Source organism: Pedobacter panaciterrae (assembly GCF_013204795.1).
Taxonomy (GTDB): Bacteria; Bacteroidota; Bacteroidia; order Sphingobacteriales; family Sphingobacteriaceae; genus Pedobacter; species Pedobacter panaciterrae.
This window is the reverse complement of the sequence record NZ_JABMKW010000007.1, coordinates 106,079-125,838: the sequence shown is the minus strand read 5'-3', so window position 1 is coordinate 125,838 and position 19,760 is coordinate 106,079. Positions and strand designations below refer to the sequence as shown.

General features: G+C 37.8%; 21 protein-coding genes. 8 read left to right on the top strand and 13 right to left on the bottom strand.

Annotated features, from left to right (window positions below):
• Positions 1–226 precede the first annotated feature (226 nt).
• The 3 genes from HQN86_RS02260 to HQN86_RS02250 are packed head-to-tail and all read right to left on the bottom strand — an operon-like array spanning position 227 to position 2,617.
• Complete coding sequence (locus HQN86_RS02260; protein WP_172659416.1) at positions 227–586, bottom strand: CoA-binding protein; 360 nt, start codon at positions 584–586, stop codon at positions 227–229.
• A 3-nt stretch (positions 587–589) separates the two neighbouring features.
• Positions 590–1,045 (bottom strand): DinB family protein, encoded by a 456-nt coding sequence (locus tag HQN86_RS02255; protein ID WP_172659415.1) that lies wholly within the window; start codon positions 1,043–1,045, stop codon positions 590–592.
• A gap of 30 nt (positions 1,046–1,075) precedes the next feature.
• Positions 1,076–2,617, bottom strand: coding sequence for an NAD(P)/FAD-dependent oxidoreductase (locus tag HQN86_RS02250; protein WP_172659414.1), 1,542 nt, complete (start codon positions 2,615–2,617; stop codon positions 1,076–1,078).
• Positions 2,618–3,047: 430 nt separating this feature from the next.
• On the opposite strand from HQN86_RS02250, the gene HQN86_RS02245 reads away from it, so the two are divergent.
• The 5 genes from HQN86_RS02245 (at position 3,048) to HQN86_RS02225 (ending at position 5,893) form a co-directional block, all read left to right on the top strand.
• On the top strand, positions 3,048–3,629 hold the full coding sequence (locus HQN86_RS02245; RefSeq protein ID WP_048903749.1) for a LemA family protein: 582 nt from the start codon (positions 3,048–3,050) through the stop codon (positions 3,627–3,629).
• 83 nt (positions 3,630–3,712) lie between these two features.
• The gene (locus HQN86_RS02240; RefSeq protein ID WP_172659413.1) at positions 3,713–4,156 is read left to right on the top strand and encodes a TPM domain-containing protein; all 444 of its coding nucleotides are present in this window, start codon (positions 3,713–3,715) and stop codon (positions 4,154–4,156) included.
• Between the two features lie 3 nt (positions 4,157–4,159).
• Positions 4,160–4,936 carry a TPM domain-containing protein gene (locus tag HQN86_RS02235; protein WP_172659412.1) on the top strand — a complete coding sequence of 259 codons (777 nt, stop codon included), beginning with the start codon at positions 4,160–4,162 and terminating at the stop codon, positions 4,934–4,936.
• A 5-nt stretch (positions 4,937–4,941) separates the two neighbouring features.
• Entirely contained in the window at positions 4,942–5,340 is a 399-nt protein-coding gene (locus tag HQN86_RS02230; protein WP_172659411.1) for a hypothetical protein, read from the top strand.
• A 1-nt stretch (position 5,341) separates the two neighbouring features.
• Entirely contained in the window at positions 5,342–5,893 is a 552-nt protein-coding gene (locus tag HQN86_RS02225; protein WP_172659410.1) for an NUDIX hydrolase, read from the top strand.
• Positions 5,894–5,971: 78 nt separating this feature from the next.
• Here HQN86_RS02225 and dnaA read toward each other — a convergent pair whose 3' ends face one another.
• The 3 genes from dnaA to HQN86_RS02210 all read right to left on the bottom strand — a co-directional run bounded on the left by dnaA (position 5,972) and on the right by HQN86_RS02210 (position 9,692).
• Complete coding sequence (gene dnaA / locus HQN86_RS02220; RefSeq protein WP_048903745.1) at positions 5,972–7,402, bottom strand: chromosomal replication initiator protein DnaA; 1,431 nt, start codon at positions 7,400–7,402, stop codon at positions 5,972–5,974.
• 194 nt (positions 7,403–7,596) lie between these two features.
• Positions 7,597–9,144 (bottom strand): acyl-CoA mutase large subunit family protein, encoded by a 1,548-nt coding sequence (locus HQN86_RS02215; protein WP_172659409.1) that lies wholly within the window; start codon positions 9,142–9,144, stop codon positions 7,597–7,599.
• Between the two features lie 2 nt (positions 9,145–9,146).
• Positions 9,147–9,692: a DUF7935 family protein gene (locus HQN86_RS02210; protein ID WP_172659408.1), complete on the bottom strand. Its 546-nt coding sequence runs from the start codon at positions 9,690–9,692 to the stop codon at positions 9,147–9,149.
• A 179-nt stretch (positions 9,693–9,871) separates the two neighbouring features.
• Between HQN86_RS02210 and HQN86_RS02205 the strand changes: the two genes are divergently transcribed.
• A complete protein-coding gene (locus HQN86_RS02205; RefSeq protein ID WP_172659407.1) occupies positions 9,872–10,225 on the top strand; it encodes a HesB/IscA family protein in 354 nt (117 codons plus the stop codon).
• A gap of 92 nt (positions 10,226–10,317) precedes the next feature.
• Positions 10,318–11,550, top strand: coding sequence for an ABC transporter permease (locus tag HQN86_RS02200; protein WP_172659406.1), 1,233 nt, complete (start codon positions 10,318–10,320; stop codon positions 11,548–11,550).
• Positions 11,551–11,564: 14 nt separating this feature from the next.
• Here the strand turns inward: HQN86_RS02200 and rfbB are convergent, their stop codons facing one another.
• From rfbB to HQN86_RS02175, 5 genes are read right to left on the bottom strand one after another with little or no spacing between them, the layout of a single operon-like run.
• Positions 11,565–12,617 (bottom strand): dTDP-glucose 4,6-dehydratase, encoded by a 1,053-nt coding sequence (gene rfbB, locus HQN86_RS02195; protein WP_172659405.1) that lies wholly within the window; start codon positions 12,615–12,617, stop codon positions 11,565–11,567.
• Positions 12,618–12,620: 3 nt separating this feature from the next.
• Positions 12,621–13,187, bottom strand: coding sequence for a hypothetical protein (locus HQN86_RS02190; RefSeq protein WP_172659404.1), 567 nt, complete (start codon positions 13,185–13,187; stop codon positions 12,621–12,623).
• Between the two features lies 1 nt (position 13,188).
• Complete coding sequence (galE, locus tag HQN86_RS02185) at positions 13,189–14,211, bottom strand: UDP-glucose 4-epimerase GalE (RefSeq protein WP_172659403.1); 1,023 nt, start codon at positions 14,209–14,211, stop codon at positions 13,189–13,191.
• A gap of 5 nt (positions 14,212–14,216) precedes the next feature.
• Complete coding sequence (locus HQN86_RS02180; protein ID WP_172659402.1) at positions 14,217–15,206, bottom strand: UDP-glucuronic acid decarboxylase family protein; 990 nt, start codon at positions 15,204–15,206, stop codon at positions 14,217–14,219.
• Positions 15,206–16,516 (bottom strand): UDP-glucose dehydrogenase family protein, encoded by a 1,311-nt coding sequence (locus HQN86_RS02175; RefSeq protein WP_172659401.1) that lies wholly within the window; start codon positions 16,514–16,516, stop codon positions 15,206–15,208. The genes HQN86_RS02180 and HQN86_RS02175 overlap by 1 nt, the downstream gene beginning before the upstream one ends.
• A 61-nt stretch (positions 16,517–16,577) precedes the next feature.
• Here HQN86_RS02175 and HQN86_RS02170 point away from each other — a divergent pair, with 61 nt between their 5' ends.
• Entirely contained in the window at positions 16,578–17,792 is a 1,215-nt protein-coding gene (locus tag HQN86_RS02170; protein ID WP_172659400.1) for a 3-deoxy-D-manno-octulosonic acid transferase, read from the top strand.
• Here HQN86_RS02170 and hemH read toward each other — a convergent pair.
• Positions 17,789–18,802 carry a ferrochelatase gene (gene hemH / locus HQN86_RS02165; RefSeq protein WP_172659399.1) on the bottom strand — a complete coding sequence of 338 codons (1,014 nt, stop codon included), beginning with the start codon at positions 18,800–18,802 and terminating at the stop codon, positions 17,789–17,791. The genes HQN86_RS02170 and hemH overlap by 4 nt on opposite strands.
• A 62-nt stretch (positions 18,803–18,864) precedes the next feature.
• Entirely contained in the window at positions 18,865–19,713 is an 849-nt protein-coding gene (locus tag HQN86_RS02160) for a 4-hydroxy-3-methylbut-2-enyl diphosphate reductase (protein ID WP_172659398.1), read from the bottom strand.
• Positions 19,714–19,760 lie beyond the last annotated feature (47 nt).

The window sequence follows — 19,760 nt, the reverse complement described above, 5'->3', positions numbered from 1 at the left end:
CACAACCAGAAAAATTAACAGCAAGTTAAAATCCGGTTAATTCTTTATCTTAAAAAACGACGAGCCAGCGCTAATCTATGAAATATGCTACAGCGTAGTACTACATATAAGTATAATACATTATCGCCTATCACCTCACACCAAAAAGACTTACAAACGACAAAAGGTCGTTCAGAGTCGTTTCAAAGTCGTCTATGAGTCGTTGGAAAGTCGTTAAAAAAATATACTAGTACTGACCTGTAGATAACAATACCAGAGTACAAGCCTCTATCGGCTCAATATCATTTGCCAACAGCAATTCTTCCAGTTCCTGATTTTCAGTTCCAGGATTAAAAATAACTCGTTTAGGTTTTGTTTCCAGTATATAGTTATAGTAACCACTCTGCAAATGCGGACCTATATATAAGGTAACCGTATCAATGTCATTATGCAGATGCCCTGGTTGCTCAATCTCTTCTCCGGCCACAGCTCCTTTTTTTATACCAACATTGATAATGTTGTGCCCTTTTGATTTAAGCATATGCGCAGCTTTATAGGCATATCTATCCGGATTGGGGCTCGCCCCTATAATTAATGTTTTTTTCACAATCTAAAATTTTAATAACAATGAGATTTGCCCTGCATGATAAGCATGATGCTGCACCAAACCATTGAATAACTCAAAATAATTCACTCTAGGTCCCGAAACCTGATTAACCGTTGTTCTCCATTGGTCTTCAGAAATTTCCCTCGCAAGATTAAGCAGTTTTTCATTAGCTAAACGAAAATCACTTAAAATGGCATCCCACTCCTGCATTGTTTCTTCTTTAGCCATAGGCCAATCGCCTTTTTCAGGTTCCTTGGCCAAGTTACCTTCCAGCCTCGAAAATACTTCTTCCGTCCATGAAGTTAAGTGCAATACAAGTTCAGCAATGGTATGTGCAGTTGGAATTGGTCGTTTAAATATTTGATCTTTACTTACCGACGAAATAATAGCGGATACACTGTTGCCGTGCCAGGCATCCCCACTATATCCTTTTCTAAGCTCATTTGCGAAATCAATCATACGAAAACAACAAATAAAAGGTAAATGTGTTTAGCTAAACTTTAAAACTGCATTTGCACAATTAACACCGTCAATTGCAGCCGATACTATACCTCCTGCATAACCTGCACCTTCTGCACAAGGATATAAGCCCGCAACCTGTGGATGTTGAAAAGTCTCTTTATCTCTTGGAATCCTAACTGGCGATGAACTTCTGCTTTCTACTCCTACCAAAATAGCCTCATTCGTATAATAACCTTTCATTTTTTTCCCAAACAGGGGCAAAGCATTTTTCAGACTTGATGCAACAAAATCTGGCAGCGTTTCTTTAAGCATTACACTCCGTGTTCCAGGTAAATAAGAATTTTTAGGTAGATCTACTGAAATTCGACCCTCTACAAAGTCAACCATCCTTTGGGCAGGCGCAACCAGATCTCCCCCACCAAGCCTGAAAGCAGTTTTCTCTATTTCCGCCTGAAAATGCATCATTCTTAGCGGATAGTCGCCCTTAACATCATCAAGCGTTATTTGCACTACCGTTCCGGAATTCGCATATGGATTATTCCTTTTTGATGGCGACCATCCATTAACAACTATTTCATCAGCATACGTTGCACAAGGGGCAATTATCCCTCCCGGGCACATACAAAACGAGAACACGCCTCTGGCACCAACCTGCTCAACTAAACTATAATAAGCCGGAGGCAAAAATTCACTCCGGATATCGCAATGGTATTGAGCCGCATCTATAATAGACTGAGGGTGCTCTATTCTTACTCCCAAGGCAAATGGTTTGGCTTCAACAAGGATATTCTTTTTATGAAGCAATTCATAAATATCTCTTGCTGAGTGCCCGGTGGCTAGAATAACAGCGTCAGACAATAGTTTCTCTTCTCCGTTAATCTCTACACCTTTTATCTTTCCAAAATCAATTAAAACGTCCGTTACTTTTTGGTCGAAACGCACCTCCCCTCCTGCATTTAAAATTGTTTCTCTAATTGCAGTAATTATATGGGGCAATTTATTTGTACCGATATGGGGGCGGGCATCAACAAGAATATCTTCCGCAGCGCCGTGCTGAACAAAGGCCTGAAGCACTTTATTAATATCCCCACGCTTATTGGATCGGGTATATAATTTTCCATCTGAATAAGTTCCGGCTCCCCCTTCACCATAACAATAATTAGATTCAGTATTTACAATACCTTCTTTGTTTATTGCTGCTAAATCCCTCCTTCGTTGTTTTACGTCCTTACCACGTTCAAGCACTATTGGTTTTAATCCGTTTTCGATACACTGAAGTGCTGCAAATAATCCGGCCGGACCAGCACCCACAATAACCACATGTTTCGCATTGCTAACATTCTTATAGTTAACAACAAACGATTCGGTTAATAACGGTTCATCGATAAATGTTCTTACCTGTAGCCTGTATATTACTTTTCTTGAACGGGCATCAATTGATCTTTTAAGGATTTTATATCCGCCAATTCGGGAAAGATCAATTTTTAAAGCTTCCGAAAGGTTTTTCTTAATCGCAGTTATGTTGTCGGTCTCTTCCGGAGCCAGCGTTATTTCAATGTCTTTTTGCATAATTATCGTCAGGTTTTTATCCTGAATTGATGCAAAGGTACATCTTACAACATTAAAAGATCCTTACTATTTTAAACATTAAATATAAATTTGAAAGCTTCTGACTTCTTTTGGCAGTACACGAATTGTAATTATGTCAGTTATTTTACAGCGAAAAAATTGCTTCATCCTCCCTTCGAAAATTACTTTTCTTGAAAGCGGTTATTTAATCTTTTAAGAATTTTATAGGCTTTACATTGAGAAATACCATCATTTCGGGTTTTCTAAAGGTTTGCACATCGGCGATTTTATCATTGATTTTTGCCAGAGCCAGCGTAATTTAGATGTCTTTTTGCGTTATTGTTGTCAGGTTTTTCTACTGAACTGTAACAAAGGTACAGAAATTGAGTTCTAATGCGTAAATTAACACTGAAAAACAAAACAGAAAAATATGAAAAAAGTAGTTTTAGTAATTGTAGGAATCTTAGTCTTATTAGTGGCAGTAAGTGGTTGTGGTTACAACGGCTTGGTTAAACTGGATGAGGATGTAAAAACCAAATGGGCACAGGTTGAAACACAATATCAACGCCGTTCTGATTTGATCCCTAACCTTGTAAGCACAGTTAAAGGTGCAGCAAAGTTTGAACAGGGTACATTAACTCAGGTTATTGAAGCACGTTCTAAAGCAAGCCAGATCACAATAGACCCTGATAAATTAACTGAAGAGAATATGCAAAAATATCAGGCTGCTCAAGGTCAGTTAAGTCAGGCATTAGGTAAATTGATGGTTTTAACCGAGAACTACCCTGAGCTTAAAGCTACTCAACAGTTTAGTGAATTATCAGCTCAGCTGGAAGGTACTGAAAATCGTATCACAGTAGCGCGTAAAGATTTTAACGAATCGGTTCAAACTTATAATACAAAGGTAAGATCATTCCCTAACAACATTACTGCAGGCATATTCGGATTTAGCCAAAAAGCTGCTTTTAAAGCTGACGCTGGTGCACAAAATGCACCAAAAGTAGAATTCTAATATACCATAACAACATTTAAGGGTAATGTATGTTTAAATGAATAAACATACATTACCCTTATCTTTATAAAAGCAATCCAATTATGGGGCCATTCACAGAACAAGAACAAGAACTAATTTCCCAAACCATATCAGATGCTGAAAAAGCCACTTCAGGCGAAATCAGAATTGCCATAGATAAACATTGCAGCGGCGATGCATTTGAAAAAGCAACATCCTACTTTTCAAAACTTGGGATGGATAAAACATCAAGACATAATGGTGTATTGATATACCTGGCTTATGTAGATCATAAGTTTGCAATAGTTGGTGATAGTGGAATTAATAAAGTTGTACCTACAGATTTCTGGGAAACAACTAAAGTTGCAATGAAAGCTCATTTTGCCTCTGGCAATTTAGCTCAGGGCATTATAGCAGGCGTAATTTTGGCAGGAGAAAAACTTGCAACGTTTTTCCCTTCGCAAAATGACGACATCAATGAACTGCCAAATGACATTATTTTTATGGATCAGAATAAAACCACATAAGCTATGAAAAAATTAATCGTAGCATTATTCTTACTTACAACATCCCTGGTTGGGTTTGCTCAGGATTTTCCGGCAAAGCCGACCAAATTGGTAAATGATTATACAGGAACACTTTCAGCTGATCAATTGCAACAATTGGAACAGAAACTTGTTGCTTTTGATGATTCAAGCTCCACTCAAATTGCAGTAGCTGTATTAAAATCTGTTGGCGACTATGACATTAACGAATATGCGCTTGAATTGGGTAGAAAATGGGGAGTTGGTAGCTCAGGGAAAAATAATGGGATAATGATCGTGGTTGCTCTTGGCGACAGAAAGATCTCTATCCAAACAGGATATGGCCTGGAAGGGGTATTACCAGACATCTATGCCAAGCGTATTATCGAAAACGAGATAAAACCGTATTTTAAAACTGGAGATTACTATCAGGGACTCAATGCAGGTACTGATGCTATTATAAAATATACCAAAGGCGAATACAAAAACGAAAATCCAAAAAGGAAGAATGATGCTGGCAAAGGAGGCAGCATGTTGGCCATCATCATTATCATTGTTGTTATAATCATTATCCTTAGAAGAGGTGGCGGTAGCGGTGGCAGTGGACAAGTTATCAGTGGTCGTGGTGCTGCTGATGCTCTTTTCTGGAGTATGTTATTAGGCGGTGGCCGAGGTTCTGGCGGTGGCTGGGGCGGAGGTAGCAGTGGCGGCGGCGGAGGTGGTGGCTTCGGAGGCTTTGGTGGTGGTAGTTTTGGTGGCGGTGGTAGTAGCGGTAGCTGGTAAAGAATATGTTAAGAAGAGACTTAATTACAGCAGAAATTCAGAAACTTGCGCAAGTTTTAGCCCGTATTATGGGCTTAAAGCTAGAAGGCAAATTGACTGAGGCAGATGATCTGTTAATGGAATCATTGGTAAATAATTTTGGAATAACACCTGAAGAACTATTCTCCAGTAATTCTTCTGAATTTGAGGCACGGTTAACTGAAAAGGAATTCCCTGCCGAAAAATTGGAAATGCTAAGTCAGTTTCTCTACTCTCAATTTGATCCTTCGGTTATTAACCCAAGGAACGATTCTTTTGCTGAGAAGCTATATTTAATATACTACCTGCTGGAAACAAAGCATCACATTATAAACATGACTAATCTTGACCGCCAAAAACTAGTTGATAAATACCTTAATACCTAATATGGAAATAAAAAAATGGCAAAGACTTTCATCAAAATATCTGGTGAAAGAAAGATGGGCGACATTACGTGTGGATACCTGTGATTTACAAAATGGCGTTATAAAAGACGACTATTACGTACTTGAATACCCGAATTGGGTTAATGCCGTAGCAGTAACAGAAGACAATAAAATAATTTTGGTTCGCCAATATCGCCATGGTGCTGATATTATATCCTTAGAAGTTCCTGGTGGCGTCATAGATGGCGATGAATTGCCTGAGGTAGCCATTAAGAGAGAGCTATTAGAAGAAACCGGTTATTCTTTTAAAAGTTCCGAATTGATAGCTACGCTATACCCCAATCCCGCAACATCTACAAATGTTACTTATACCTATTTATTAAAAGGCGGTGTTAAAACTCATGATCAGCACTTAGATGATCATGAAATCCTTAACGTTGAGGAATATACTATCGAAGAGGCTAAACAAATTCTAAAAGACAATAAAATTGATCAGGCATTACATTCAGCTGCATTATTTTATGGGTTAATGAAGCTTGATGTTTTAAAATAAACATTCAATCACAAAAAAAGACCCTGCAAGTAAAACTTGCAGGGTCTTTTTTTGTGATAAGACTTGAGCTCTAATGATTTAGCTCATTTTTAATTTCTTTTGTATGTCGTGTACGTATCCTTTAAACTTCTTATCTGTATCAATCAGATCTTCAACTGTCTGGCATGCATAAATTACCGTGGAGTGGTCTCTTCCTCCAAAGAAAGCTCCAATAGTTTTTAATGATGACTTAGTATGACTCTTGGAAAGATACATGGAAATCTGTCTTGCCTGAACAATTTCACGTTTCCGTGTTTGTGATTTCACCATGTCTACAGGAACTTCAAAATACTCACATACCAATTTCTGGATATATTCCATCGAAATCTCTTTGGACGTATTTTTAATAAAGTTCTTCAACATCTGTTTAGCCAATGCCAAATCGATGTCTTTTTTGTTTAAAGTTGATTGAGCTAGCAGGGAAACCATTGCGCCTTCAAGTTCCCTTACGTTATTGTCAATGTTGTGTGCTACGTACTCCACTACTTCAGAAGGTAATTCAATACCATCTGCATACATTTTCTTTTTAAGAATTGCTATTCTTGTTTCAAAATCAGGAATCTGCAAATCTGCAGAAAGACCCCATTTAAAACGGCTTAACAATCTTTCTTCTAGTCCGGCCAGATCTTTAGGTGCTTTATCTGATGATAAAATAACCTGTTTACCTGATTGATGAAGATGATTAAAGATATGGAAGAATATATCTTGCGTTTTTTCTTTTCCGGCAAAGTTGTGTACATCATCCATGATGATTACATCCATTGCCTGATAGAAATTCACAAAATCATTAATCGTATTGTTCTTTAATGAATCTACAAATTGCTGACAGAATTTCTCACATGAGACATAAATTACCAGTTTGTCTGGCATGTTACGCTTAATTTCATTACCAATAGCCTGCGCAAGGTGTGTTTTCCCTAACCCTACTCCTCCATAAATCATTAAAGGATTAAATGAAGTACCTCCCGGTTTTGCGGCTACGGCATACCCCGCTGATCTTGCTAAACGGTTGCAATCTCCCTCTATGTAATTCTCAAACGTATAGTTAGAATTTAATTGAGGATCAACATTCAGTTTCTTTAAACCCGGAATGATAAAAGGGTTCTTAATGTCTTTGTTTATAGAAACCGGAATTGGCATTGATTGAATCTTCGCCTCTGCCCCATTTCCATTACTCGGCATGTTAGTAGTATAAGGCGATCCCGTATTAGAAGACTTATCCACAACGATGTTATACTCTAACCTTCCCTCATCTCCTAATTGCTTTTTAACTGTCTTACGAAGCAGCCCTACATAGTGTTCTTCCAACCATTCATAGAAGAACAAACTAGGCACTTGTATGGTTAAAACTTTGCCTTCCAATTTCAATGCTGATATCGGTTCGAACCAAGTCTTGAAACTTTGGGTCGGTATGTTATCTTTTATGATTTGGAGACAGTTTTTCCACACTTCTGTACAAGTTTTTTCCATTGTTATTCTATAATTTGTTGGTTTACAGTAACGATACGAGCATAAAAAAACTGCTGTTTCGAGAGATCGAATATTCAAAAAATTATCAACAAAAAAAACTTAATTTTCATTTATTTGGTAACTGCTTAGGTAGCAATAACCTACCCTTCTTAACCTGAATTTTTTGTGTTAATAACTATTTATTAACATCCTTTTTAATATTCTCCAAAAACATTACGTAGTGTGTCCGCTATTTCACCAAGCGTGGAATAGGCCTCTACGGCTGTTAAAATATACGGCATTAAATTCTCGCTCCCCTTTGCAGCTTCCCTTAGGTTCTTCAACGCTTTTTCAACAGCTATGTTATCTCTTTCTGCTTTTAACTTATTTATCTTCTCCGTTTGGATCGTACGGATAGATTCATCTATGGTAAACACCTCGGTTATCCCTTCCTGTTCCTGTGTAAATTTATTTACCCCAACAATAACCCTGGTTGCCTCTTCCACTTCAACCTGGTACCGGTAAGCTGCATCTGCGATCTCGTTCTGGATATACTCATTTTCTATCGCATTTACTGAACCGCCCATGGCATCTATTTTATCTATATACAGCTGCGCTGCCGCCTCAACCTCATCTGTTAATGTTTCTACAAAGTAGGAGCCCGCCAATGGGTCAACGGTATCTGTTACCCCACTTTCAAAAGCAATTACCTGCTGTGTACGCAGAGCGATTTTTGCTGCTGCTTCGGTTGGTAACGACAGCGCCTCATCGTAACCATTTGTATGCAAGGACTGTGTGCCTCCCAAAACTGCAGCCAAGGCCTGATTGGTGACTCTTATTACATTATTAAGTGGCTGTTGGGCTGTAAGTGTTGACCCACCTGTTTGCGTGTGAAAACGAAGCATTTGAGCTTTCTCATCCGTAGCCCCAAGCTCCTTTGTTATTTTTGCCCACATTCTTCTGGCAGCCCTGAATTTGGCAATTTCCTCAAAGAAATTATTGTGGCAGTTGAAAAAGAAAGAAAGTCGTTTAGCAAATACATTAATATCTAATCCCTTCTCTAATGCAGCATTCAAATATGCTTTTCCATTGGCCAGTGTAAAGGCCAGCTCCTGAACGGCTGTTGAGCCTGCTTCCCGGATGTGATAGCCGGAAATGGAAATTGTATTCCATTTCGGTACTTCTTTACTGCAATATTCAAAAATATCGGTAATAATCCTCATAGAGGGTTTTGGCGGGTATATATAAGTCCCCCTTGCGGCATACTCCTTTAAGATATCGTTTTGAATGGTGCCAGATATTTGCTTAATATCAGCCCCCTGTTTTTTAGCCAGGGCTATATACATAGCCAACAAAATCGAGGCTGTAGCATTTATTGTCATAGATGTGGTGATCTTTTGCAGCTCTATCCCATCGAACAAGATTTCTATATCTTTCAATGAATCAATTGCAACACCAACCTTACCAACCTCTCCTTCGGCCATATCGTGGTCAGAATCATATCCAATCTGGGTGGGAAGATCAAATGCAACAGACAGGCCCATTGTTCCTTGCTTAAGCAAATAATGGTACCGTTTGTTAGATTCCTCTGCAGTCGAAAACCCGGCATACTGCCGCATAGTCCACAACCGGCCCCTATACATATCTTTCTGAATCCCCCTGGTAAAAGGAAATTCTCCTGGCACCTCTGTTAAAGGTTTGGCAGTAGTGTATATTTCTTTTATTTCAATACCCGAAGTAGTGGTAAAACTTTTCTCTTTCATAGTTAAAATAACAAATGAATATCCTTTTTAATAAGATCTAATGTTAAATCATAAGGGTTATCAGACATATCAGTCATATGCTGCAGTATTTTTCTACTCAAATCCACACCGGCAGAATCCACAGGCAATCCTCGCGCGGCATTGCTAACCATGGTTAAAGTATCATCCTTAAGTTTACGAACAACATCCCATGTTTGGGCACTTACATATAATTGTTGGGCAACATTATGCTGATATTCAGATCTTATTTCATTAAGTAAAACTGATTGAAGACCTACAACAGAAATACCTTGCTGATGTACTCGGATCAGCAAATTTGCAGGATTAATTCTGTCGACAAAAACAATCAGCCGTTCGTAAGCCTGCAATCGTAACGGAAGGATCTGTAAATGTTCGTCTTTTTTAGGATCTGATGGTTTTGCTTCAACATGTTTTGTGTCCAGATACCTTCTCAGGTCATTTATAAAAAGATAATATCCTGCTGCAACTGTTATAATACCACCGGTGGCTAATGTGGCAACTTCTGTTAAAAAGTTTTGTACGTTCATTCAGCTTTGTTTGAATACAGTAATAATTAGTATAGAGTCTCAGCAAAAATGTACATTTTATTTATATTTACCCCACTATTTGATTTTTTAAATGACGAGATAGAGGTCTCTATTAGAGATAGCTATAGCGCTTTTATAAACAATTATAACTAAATTTGCACTTCCTAATTTTTAATAATATGAGTAATACAGTTGATACAGCATTTGCACCGGTAACTTTTACAGAAGGCGCTGTAAAGGAGCTTTTTAAATTAAAAGATCAGCAAGAAATTTCTGAGGACTTTGGGTTACGCGTAGGTGTTGACGGTGGGGGCTGCTCTGGAATGAGCTATGTACTTGGTTTCGATCAAAAAAAAGAAGGTGATCAGGAATTTATTATCGATGGCATTAAAGTCTTCATGCACAAAGCGCATCAGATGTATTTGATGGGAATGCAGGTAGATTGGCAAGATGGATTAAACTCAAGGGGCTTTACCTTTAGCAACCCAAATGCAAGTAGTACTTGCGGTTGCGGAACAAGTTTCTCAGTTTAAGTTCCTTTTCTTTTGTAACATTATACATGGTCTCGTTGTCTTAACAGCGGGACTTTTTATTTTTATCCCTTTAAGAATATATTTCATCTGAAATGACCTATACCGAAAACGTAAAACTAGCCCTTCAATCAATAAAAAGCAACAGGTTGCGTACCATGCTTACCGCATTGATCATCGCAATTGGCCTATCTGCATTAGTAGGTATATTAACAACACTCGATGCTGTTAAAAAAAGTATGACTGAGGCCTTCTCCAGTATGGGGGCCAACGCGTTTACCATCAGAAACAGAGGATCAGGCATAAGGGTTGGCGGCTCTGGCCAACGCCCAAAACCATTCCGGTCTATCAAATACGAAGATGCGGTAAGTTTTAAGGAAAGATTAAATACACCTGCAACAGTCGCGATCAGTGTATTTGCTACAGGAGGCTCAACAGCTAAGTTTGGCGCTGAAAAAACTAACCCTAATATCAATATTCAAGGTATTGATGAAAATGGATTGAACTCACAAGGCTTGAATCTTTCGCTTGGGCGTAATTTCAGTCCCGCCGAAGTAGTGTCAGGGAACAATGTCTGCATAATAGGTAATGAGATCAGGACTAAGCTTTTTAGAGATCAAAGTCCCATAGATAAAGTAATAAACGTTGGAAACAACAGGTTAAAAGTTATTGGAGTTCTTGAGTCAAAGGGTCAAAGTATGGGGTTTAGCGGCGACAGATCCGTTTATGTTCCCCTTCTAAAAGCTAAGTTGATTAACTCCAACTCAAATCCTTCTTATACCATTACGGTAATGGTACCAAGCAATGATCAGATGGATAACATTATTGGCGAAGCTACATCAGAACTAAGAAAGATAAGAAAGGTAAAGGTTTCAGAACCGAACAATTTTGAGATCACAAAAAGTGATTCCCTTGCCCAAACCCTTTTCGAACAATTAAGATATGTAGTGTTAGGAGGAATTGCCATCGGAGCCATTACACTAATTGGTGCGTCCATTGGACTAATGAATATTATGCTGGTTTCCGTAACAGAAAGAACCAGGGAAATCGGAATCAGGAAGGCCATTGGTGCAAATCCTTCTGTAATTCGTAAACAATTCTTAATAGAGGCCGTTATAATTTGTCTTATTGGAGGTGCATTTGGCATATTCCTTGGAATAGCCATAGGAAATCTCATCTCATTTGCAATGGGAGGATCATTCATAATACCATGGGAATGGATTATGGGCGGTTTTGCATTATGTGTTGGGGTAGGTATTATTTCGGGTTATTACCCTGCAAAAAAAGCCTCTAAACTCGATCCGGTAGAAGCTTTAAGGTATGAATAAAAAAGGGAAGATAATTATCTTCCCTCATATTGATTTTCGTAGTAAGCCTGGTAATTCCCGGAAGTGACATCAGAAAGCCACCCTTCATTTTTCAAATACCACTCTACTGTTTTTTCTAATCCTTCTTCAAACTGTAAACTAGGCACCCAGTTTAATTCATTTTGAAGTTTGGTGGAGTCAATAGCGTAACGTAAGTCATGACCGGCTCTATCCGTTACAAAAGTGATCAGCTTTGCCGACTCCCCTTCTGCCCTGCCTAGTTTCTTGTCCATAATCTTACATAGTAAATGAATAAGATCTATGTTTTTCCATTCGTTATGGCCACCAATATTATATGTTTGTCCTGTTTTAGCCTGATGGAAGATAACATCAATCGCGCGTGCATGATCTTCTACCCATAACCAATCGCGAACATTCTCGCCCTTACCATATACCGGCACTGGTTGTTCATTTTTAATATTATTGATTGCCAATGGTATCAATTTCTCAGGAAAATGATGAGATCCGTAATTATTAGAACAGTTAGACACAACTATATCTATCCCATAAGTATCGTGATAAGCTCTTACAAAGTGATCCGAAGATGCTTTTGAAGCAGAGTAAGGACTATGTGGATCATAAGCTGTAGATTCAGTAAACATTCCTGTTTCGCCAAGCGCACCATAAACTTCATCTGTTGAAACGTGGTAAAACCTTTTCTTATCATAGCTACCTTTCCAGTATTCACGTACCGCATTCAAAAGATTAACTGTTCCGATAACATTGGTCATCACAAAAGCTGTCGGATCAGTGATCGACCTGTCAACATGCGATTCAGCCGCTAAATGAATAACTGCATCAAAATTCTCTTTACCAAACAACTCATTTATTACAGTTGCATCTGTAATATCAGCTTTAACAAAACGGTAATTTGGTTTATCCTCAATATCGGTAAGATTTGCAAGGTTACCAGCATAGGTTAACTTATCCAGATTTACAATCATGTAATCAGGATAGTTATTTACAAATCTTCTTACAACATGAGAGCCAATAAACCCAGCTCCTCCGGTTATTAATATTTTTTTCATAGTCTATAATTCTTTAGGCAGTCCAAGTTCCAGAGCTACCGAAGATGTTTTGTTTTGATATATTTTACTAAGCACGGTATCTAGTCGATCCTTTAAATCAAACTGCAGATCTTCATGTAGTTTATAAAACTTATTCAATACTGAAACTGTCGACTTAACAAAGTAAACAGAAAGTTTTTCGTTAAACTTATGCAAAGGCGAAAAAATACCTTCTTTAAAATCTATTGGAATTTGGTTTAATAAATGAATTCTCAACTCCATTTCTGTAGTAACGTCCTTTGTTACCTTAAAATGATGACTGATGCTTCCATTTAATTTACGCATTCTTAATAGTGTATCTTTTGAAGTGAGTTTTTTATTAGATAAAAGATCTTTAGCCGTTTCATCTATTGTTGCCAATAGTTTTTCATAACGTTCTACCAGATCATGTTCATCTTCGAGCAGCTTAAAATGCAAATGTTCTGTTAAAACCTTATCCTTTGCAATTAGTCTGAGCAATAATTTATCTTTTTCCTTTTCGGGAAGAGATTTTATCTCCAGTTTAAGATCCTTATGCTCACTTAACAGCATACTAAAATGGGTTGTCTTTTAAGTACTTCTCCCAGTTCCAGGCCGATGACATCATTACATCGATGTCTAATTCTGCCTTCCAGTTTAAGTCTCTTGCAGATTTTGTTACATCACCCCAAACTTTCTCGATATCACCTTCTCTCCTTGCTCCAATAGTGTAATCCAGCTTTTGTCCTGTTGATTTCTCAAAGGCATCAATAATTTGCAATACTGAAGATCCTTTTCCGGTTCCTAAATTAAACACTTCGTAATTTGAATCTGCTTTATTACCTTCCAGGCGCTTAATAGCTGCAACATGTGCTTTAGCTAAATCTACCACATGAATATAATCTCTTATCGCACTTCCATCAGGAGTATCATAATCATTACCATAAACAGTTATCGGTCCACGTTTTCCAATTGCCGACTGTGTAATGAACGGAACAAGGTTTTGAGGTACACCAATTGGCAACTCACCAATTAAGGCAGTTTCGTGCGCACCTACCGGGTTAAAATAACGAAGTGAAATCACATTTAATGATGGTGTAACTGCACAGGTTTCCTGTAAAATTTCTTCAGCTATTTGTTTGGTATTGCCATATGGCGATTCTGCTCTTTTTGTAGGGGCTGATTCTGTTACCGGCAACACATCTGGTTGACCATAAACGGTACATGATGAAGAGAACACCAATTTAACTGAACTGTTAAACGCAGTAATCAGGTTAATTAGTGAGTAAAAATTATTTTTATAATACTTCAGTGGCTGCTGTACAGACTCTCCAACTGCTTTAAAAGCTGCAAAGTGGATTACTCCATCAATATCAGTGTTTTTTGCTGCAAATTCATTTACCTTAGCTTCATCACATAGGTTAAGCTGAACAAATTCTGGCTTAATTCCTATAATTGTTTCTATCTGATCAAGTATTTTAGGGTTAGAATTAGAGAGGTCATCAATAATTACCACCTCATATCCTGCATTATGCAATTCAACTACTGTATGCGAACCAATAAAACCAGTTCCTCCAGTTACTAATATTTTAGACATTCTTATTAACGATTATATGTTGTAAAATCTTTATGTTCCTTGTTTATTAAAGCCTCAGCTGGCAGTGATTTAAAATATTCGTAGGTAATCTTTAATCCTTCTTCACGACTAACTTTTGGCTCCCAGCCCAAAATCTCTCTTGCTTTTGTAATATCCGGGCGGCGTTGTTTCGGATCATCAACCGGCAAATCTCTTAAAACCAGTTTCTGATTTGTTCCCGTTAGTTTAATAATCTCCTCTCCAAATTGCTTAATTGTTATCTCATCCGGGTTACCAATATTTACCGGCATCACGTAATCACTTAACAATAACCTGTAAATACCTTCTATCAGATCATCAACATAACAGAAAGACCTGGTTTGAGACCCATCGCCAAACACAGTTAAGTCTTCACCTCTTAAGGCCTGACCAATAAAAGCAGGTAAAACACGTCCATCATTTAGACGCATTCTAGGGCCATAAGTATTAAAAATCCTAACTATTCGTGTTTCCACACCATGAAAGGTGTGATAAGCCATAGTCATTGCTTCCTGAAAACGTTTGGCTTCATCATAAACACCTCTAGGCCCAACCGGATTCACATTTCCCCAGTATTCCTCTGGCTGAGGGTTTACACTTGGATCGCCATAAACTTCCGAAGTAGAAGCAATGAGCATCCTGGCTTTTTTATTCTTTGCTAAACCTAACAGATTGTGTGTTCCTAAAGATCCTACCTTTAACGTTTGAATAGGAATTTTAAGATAATCAATAGGGCTCGCAGGCGAAGCAAAATGTAAAATATAATCTAATTTACCAGGTACATGAACAAATTTTGAAACATCATGATGTGCAAATTCAAAACTCTCTAAACCAAATAAGTGTTCTATATTTTTCAGATCCCCTGTTATCAGGTTATCCATGGCAATCACATAATAGCCTTCTTTTATAAATCTATCGCACAAATGCGATCCTAGAAAACCGGCAGCACCGGTTATTAAAACTCTTTTACGTCCCATTAGTTTATTAGCTTACGGCCTACACTATTATAGTAATAACCTAAGTCAATCATCTTTTCTAAGTCGTATAGGTTACGGCCGTCAAAAATAACCTTGTTAGTTAATGTCTGTTCCATTCTTTCGAAATCTGGATTTCTAAAAACAGACCACTCTGTTGCAATCAGCAATGCATCTGCACCTTCCAAAGCTTCGTATTGATTGCTTGAGTACTGAATTTTATCACCTATCAGCGCTTTTACGTTGTCAATCCCTTCCGGATCAAATGCAGTAACCGTTGCACCATGTTTCACTAGCTCTTGAATAATATACAAAGCTGGTGCCTCACGGATATCATCTGTTTCTGGTTTAAAGGCAAGGCCCCATAAAGCGAAGTGCTTGCCTTTTAAATCATTTTTATAGTATTTCAAAAGCTTATCAACCAAAACAATTTTCTGCCTTTCATTCACATTCATCACCGCTCTCAGAATCTGAAAATCATAATTATGTTCATCCGCAGCTTTTGCTAAGGCTTGCACATCTTTAGGAAAGCAGCTTCCACCATAACCGATACCAGGGAATAAGAATCTTTTGCCAATTCTTGCGTCAGAGCCAATACCTTTACGTACAGCGTCAACATCGGCTCCTACAATTTCGCATAGGTTAGCCACCTCATTCATAAATGTTATTTTGGTAGCAAGAAATGAATTAGCAGCGTATTTTGTCAGCTCAGACGATCGCTCGTCCATAAACAATATCGGATTTCCTTGTCTAACATACGGGCCATATAGCTCTAAAAGCAATTTCTTTGCCTTTTCGCTGCTGGTGCCAATTACTACCCTATCAGGTTTCATGAAATCATCTACAGCCACACCTTCACGTAAAAACTCTGGGTTAGAAACCACATCAATTTCTACTGAAGTATTTTCCTTAAAAACAGCCTGCACCTTATCTGCTGTTCCAACCGGAACTGTCGATTTATTAATAACCACCTTATATTCAGTAACCAGCTTCGAAATATCTTTTGCTGCCCCTAGAATATACGATAGATCTGCTGCACCATCGCCACCTGGAGGCGTAGGCAAAGCCATAAAAATAATTTGTGCTTCCTTAATTCCGGCTGCAAGATCAGTAGTAAAAACCAATCTTCCCTGAGCAATATTTCTGTGAAATAGTACATCTAATCCGGGTTCATAAATAGGAACTTCACCATTTTGCATTTTGAGCACTTTGGCTTCATTAACGTCAACGCATATAACGTCGTTACCAGTTTCGGCCAAACAAGTACCGGTAACTAAACCTACGTACCCTGTTCCTATTACGGCTATTTTCATATATTAATTCGGTTTTAATTTTATTGAAGTATCTTCGGCTAAGATAAGAAATAAACACAAAATGCTTTTGCTTTATAATATCGCGATTCAACTTTATGGTTTAATTATTAAAATATTCTCCCTGTTCAATAATAAAGCTAAACTTTTTGTTCAAGGAAGAAGGAATATTTTTGAAAAAATACAAAAAAAGATAGATCCCGCTAAGTCAAACATCTGGTTTCACTTTGCCTCACTTGGAGAGTTTGAACAAGGCCGGCCTTTATTAGAAAAAATTAAAAGTACTTATCCCGAAAAGCAAATTATAATTACTTTTTTCTCCCCATCAGGATACGAAATCAGAAAAGACTACGCCTTGGCTGACGGAGTATTTTACCTGCCGCTTGATACACCCAGTAATGCCAAACAACTTATTGCAGCTATAAATCCTGAATTAGCGGTATTCACTAAATATGAGTACTGGTATCATTATTTTAAAGTCCTTCACCAATCTGGTATTCCACTTTACATTATATCCGGTATTTTCAGACCCGATCAGATTTTCTTCAAATGGTATGGCTCTTTTAACCGCAAAATTTTAAGTTTTGTAAATCACTTTTTTGTCCAGAATGAAGAAAGCAAGCAGTTGCTCAGTCAAATAAACATACACAATGTAAGTATCAGTGGCGATACCAGGTTTGACCGGGTGGCAGAGAATGCAAAATCGCCAAAGGAATTTGAAACAATCAGAAAATTTTGTGATAACAACAACACGCTTATTGCAGGAAGTACCTGGCCGGCTGATGAGCATTTACTAGCAACACTTATTAACGCCTATCCGAACTGGAAATTCATTATCGCCCCTCATGAGATAGATAAAGCGCATATAGACGAAATTGTAAAACTTATCCCTGAATCGGTTAAGTATTCAGAATTAACAAACCAGCCTGTAGATACTCAAACGCTAATAATAGATAACATTGGTCTTTTATCATCTATCTATCAGTACGGACAAATTGCTTATATAGGTGGGGGATTTGGTGTAGGGATACACAATACACTGGAGGCTGCCGCATTTGGAATGCCCGTAATCTTTGGGCCTAGATACGATAAATTTCAAGAAGCAAAAGACCTGATCTCCATAAATGCTGCTGTTAGCATTAAAAATGCTGAGGAATTATTCATTGCATTCCAAAAGCTTACAGAGGACAGAACTTCGGGTGATCTTGCAAAAAGGTATGTAAACACAAAGACCGGATCAACAGATCAGATCATTAAATACATTGCTCAAAATTTTTAGCTCACCGCCATTTCTGCAATGGCATCAATAAACTTTGGATGATCATTAAGGCTTTCAACCAACTGAACATGTTCGCCACCTAAGGCCTTAAATTCTTCATGATATTCAACTGTAATTTCATAAAGTGTTTCCAGGCAATCGGCAACAAATGCAGGACTAAATACAAGTAAACGTTTTTTTCCTTCAGCAGCAAGTTTCTTTAACACATCGGTTGTGTATGGCTGCACCCATGGCTCTTTACCCAAACGCGATTGGAAGCAAACGGTATAATTTTCTCTGGAAATATTCAATTTCTCTGCAAGTAACCTTGCTGTATCATGCCCCTGCGCAGAGTAGCAAAATTTATTGGTATCATTTAAAGTTTCACAGCAATTGTCCTTTTTCAGACAATAATTTCCAGTATGATCACACTTTAACAATTGGCGCTCCGGAAGCCCGTGAAAACTAAACAATACGTGGTCATAGGTCTCTGGCTGATATTTCTTTGCATTTTCAGCAAAGACCTCTAACATCAATTCGTTATCGTGAAATGAATTTACAAATGAAACCGGAGGTATAGTGGTCCATTTACTTACAATTTCCATTACGCTTTGTATTACCGAACCACTGCTAGCAGAAGCATATTGAGGAAACAAGGGAATTACTTTTATACTTTCAACCAAACCTGCTTTCATTTTATCTAAAGCAGACTGAATCGAAGGGTTCTGATACCTCATCGCCAGTTCAACATGATATTCATCTCCTAATTTCTCCTGAACTAACGCAGCTTGTATTTTGCTATAATACAATAATGGAGATCCGTTTTCATCCCAGATTTCTTTATATAATTTTGAAGTTTTAGGACTGCGAAAAGGAACAATTATACCTTTAACCAATAGTGTACGGTTAAAAGCATTAACATCAATTACGCGCTCATCCATCAAAAACTGATCAAGATATTTGCGTACATCTTTTACTTCCGGACTATCCGGAGTTCCTAAATTGACTAACAAAACGCCCTTTTTTCCCATAATATGGCCCAAAATTAACTTATTATACTTTTATAATCTTCCGTAAAAACAATAATTACTTTTTAATGATTTTGGAGAAAGGCTTTAACCTCTTCCATCAACCACATAGGCGTAGATGTAGCACCGCAAATTCCAACCTTATCTTTAGGAGAAAACCAGTTGAAATCTATTTCCTCAATATTTGAAATGAAATATGAATTGTCGTTATACTTTTTGCAAACATCATATAAAACCTTTCCGTTAGATGATTTCTTCCCCGAAACGAATATGATCTTATCATAGTTTACCACAAATTTCTCCAAATCAGTATAACGGTTAGAAACTTGTCGGCAAATGGTGTCATTTGCTTTAATGTCATATCCCCTACTTATGAGTTCATCTTTTATCTGGTAAAATTTATCTGTACTCTTAGTTGTTTGACTATACAAAGTGAATTTCGAAGGCAGATCTACATGATCCAACTCTGCCAAATCCTGAAAAACAATTGCTTTCCCATCAGTTTGTCCTTGTAAGCCTACTACTTCCGCATGACCATGTTTACCGAAGATCAGAATTTGCTCATCATCATCGTGTGAGTTCTTAATTCTGTTTTGAAGTTTTAAAACAACCGGACAAGAAGCATCAATTAATGTTAGTTCATTTTCCAATGCAAGCTGGTAAGTAGATGGAGCTTCTCCATGAGCTCTGATCAGAACCTTTTCCTTCTTTAAGCCCTGCAATTGCTCATGATCGATTATCCTTAAACCTTTATCGGTTAACCGTTTAACCTCTTCATCGTTATGCACAATATCGCCCAGGCAATACAAGTAATCCTCATGATCTAAAATATCTTCAGCCATATCAATAGCATAAACTACCCCAAAGCAAAAGCCCGACGCCTTATCTATAGTAACGGTTAAATCGTATTTCATCTTTCTTCTGACACTAATAATGTACAAAATTACACAAAAAGAGTTTC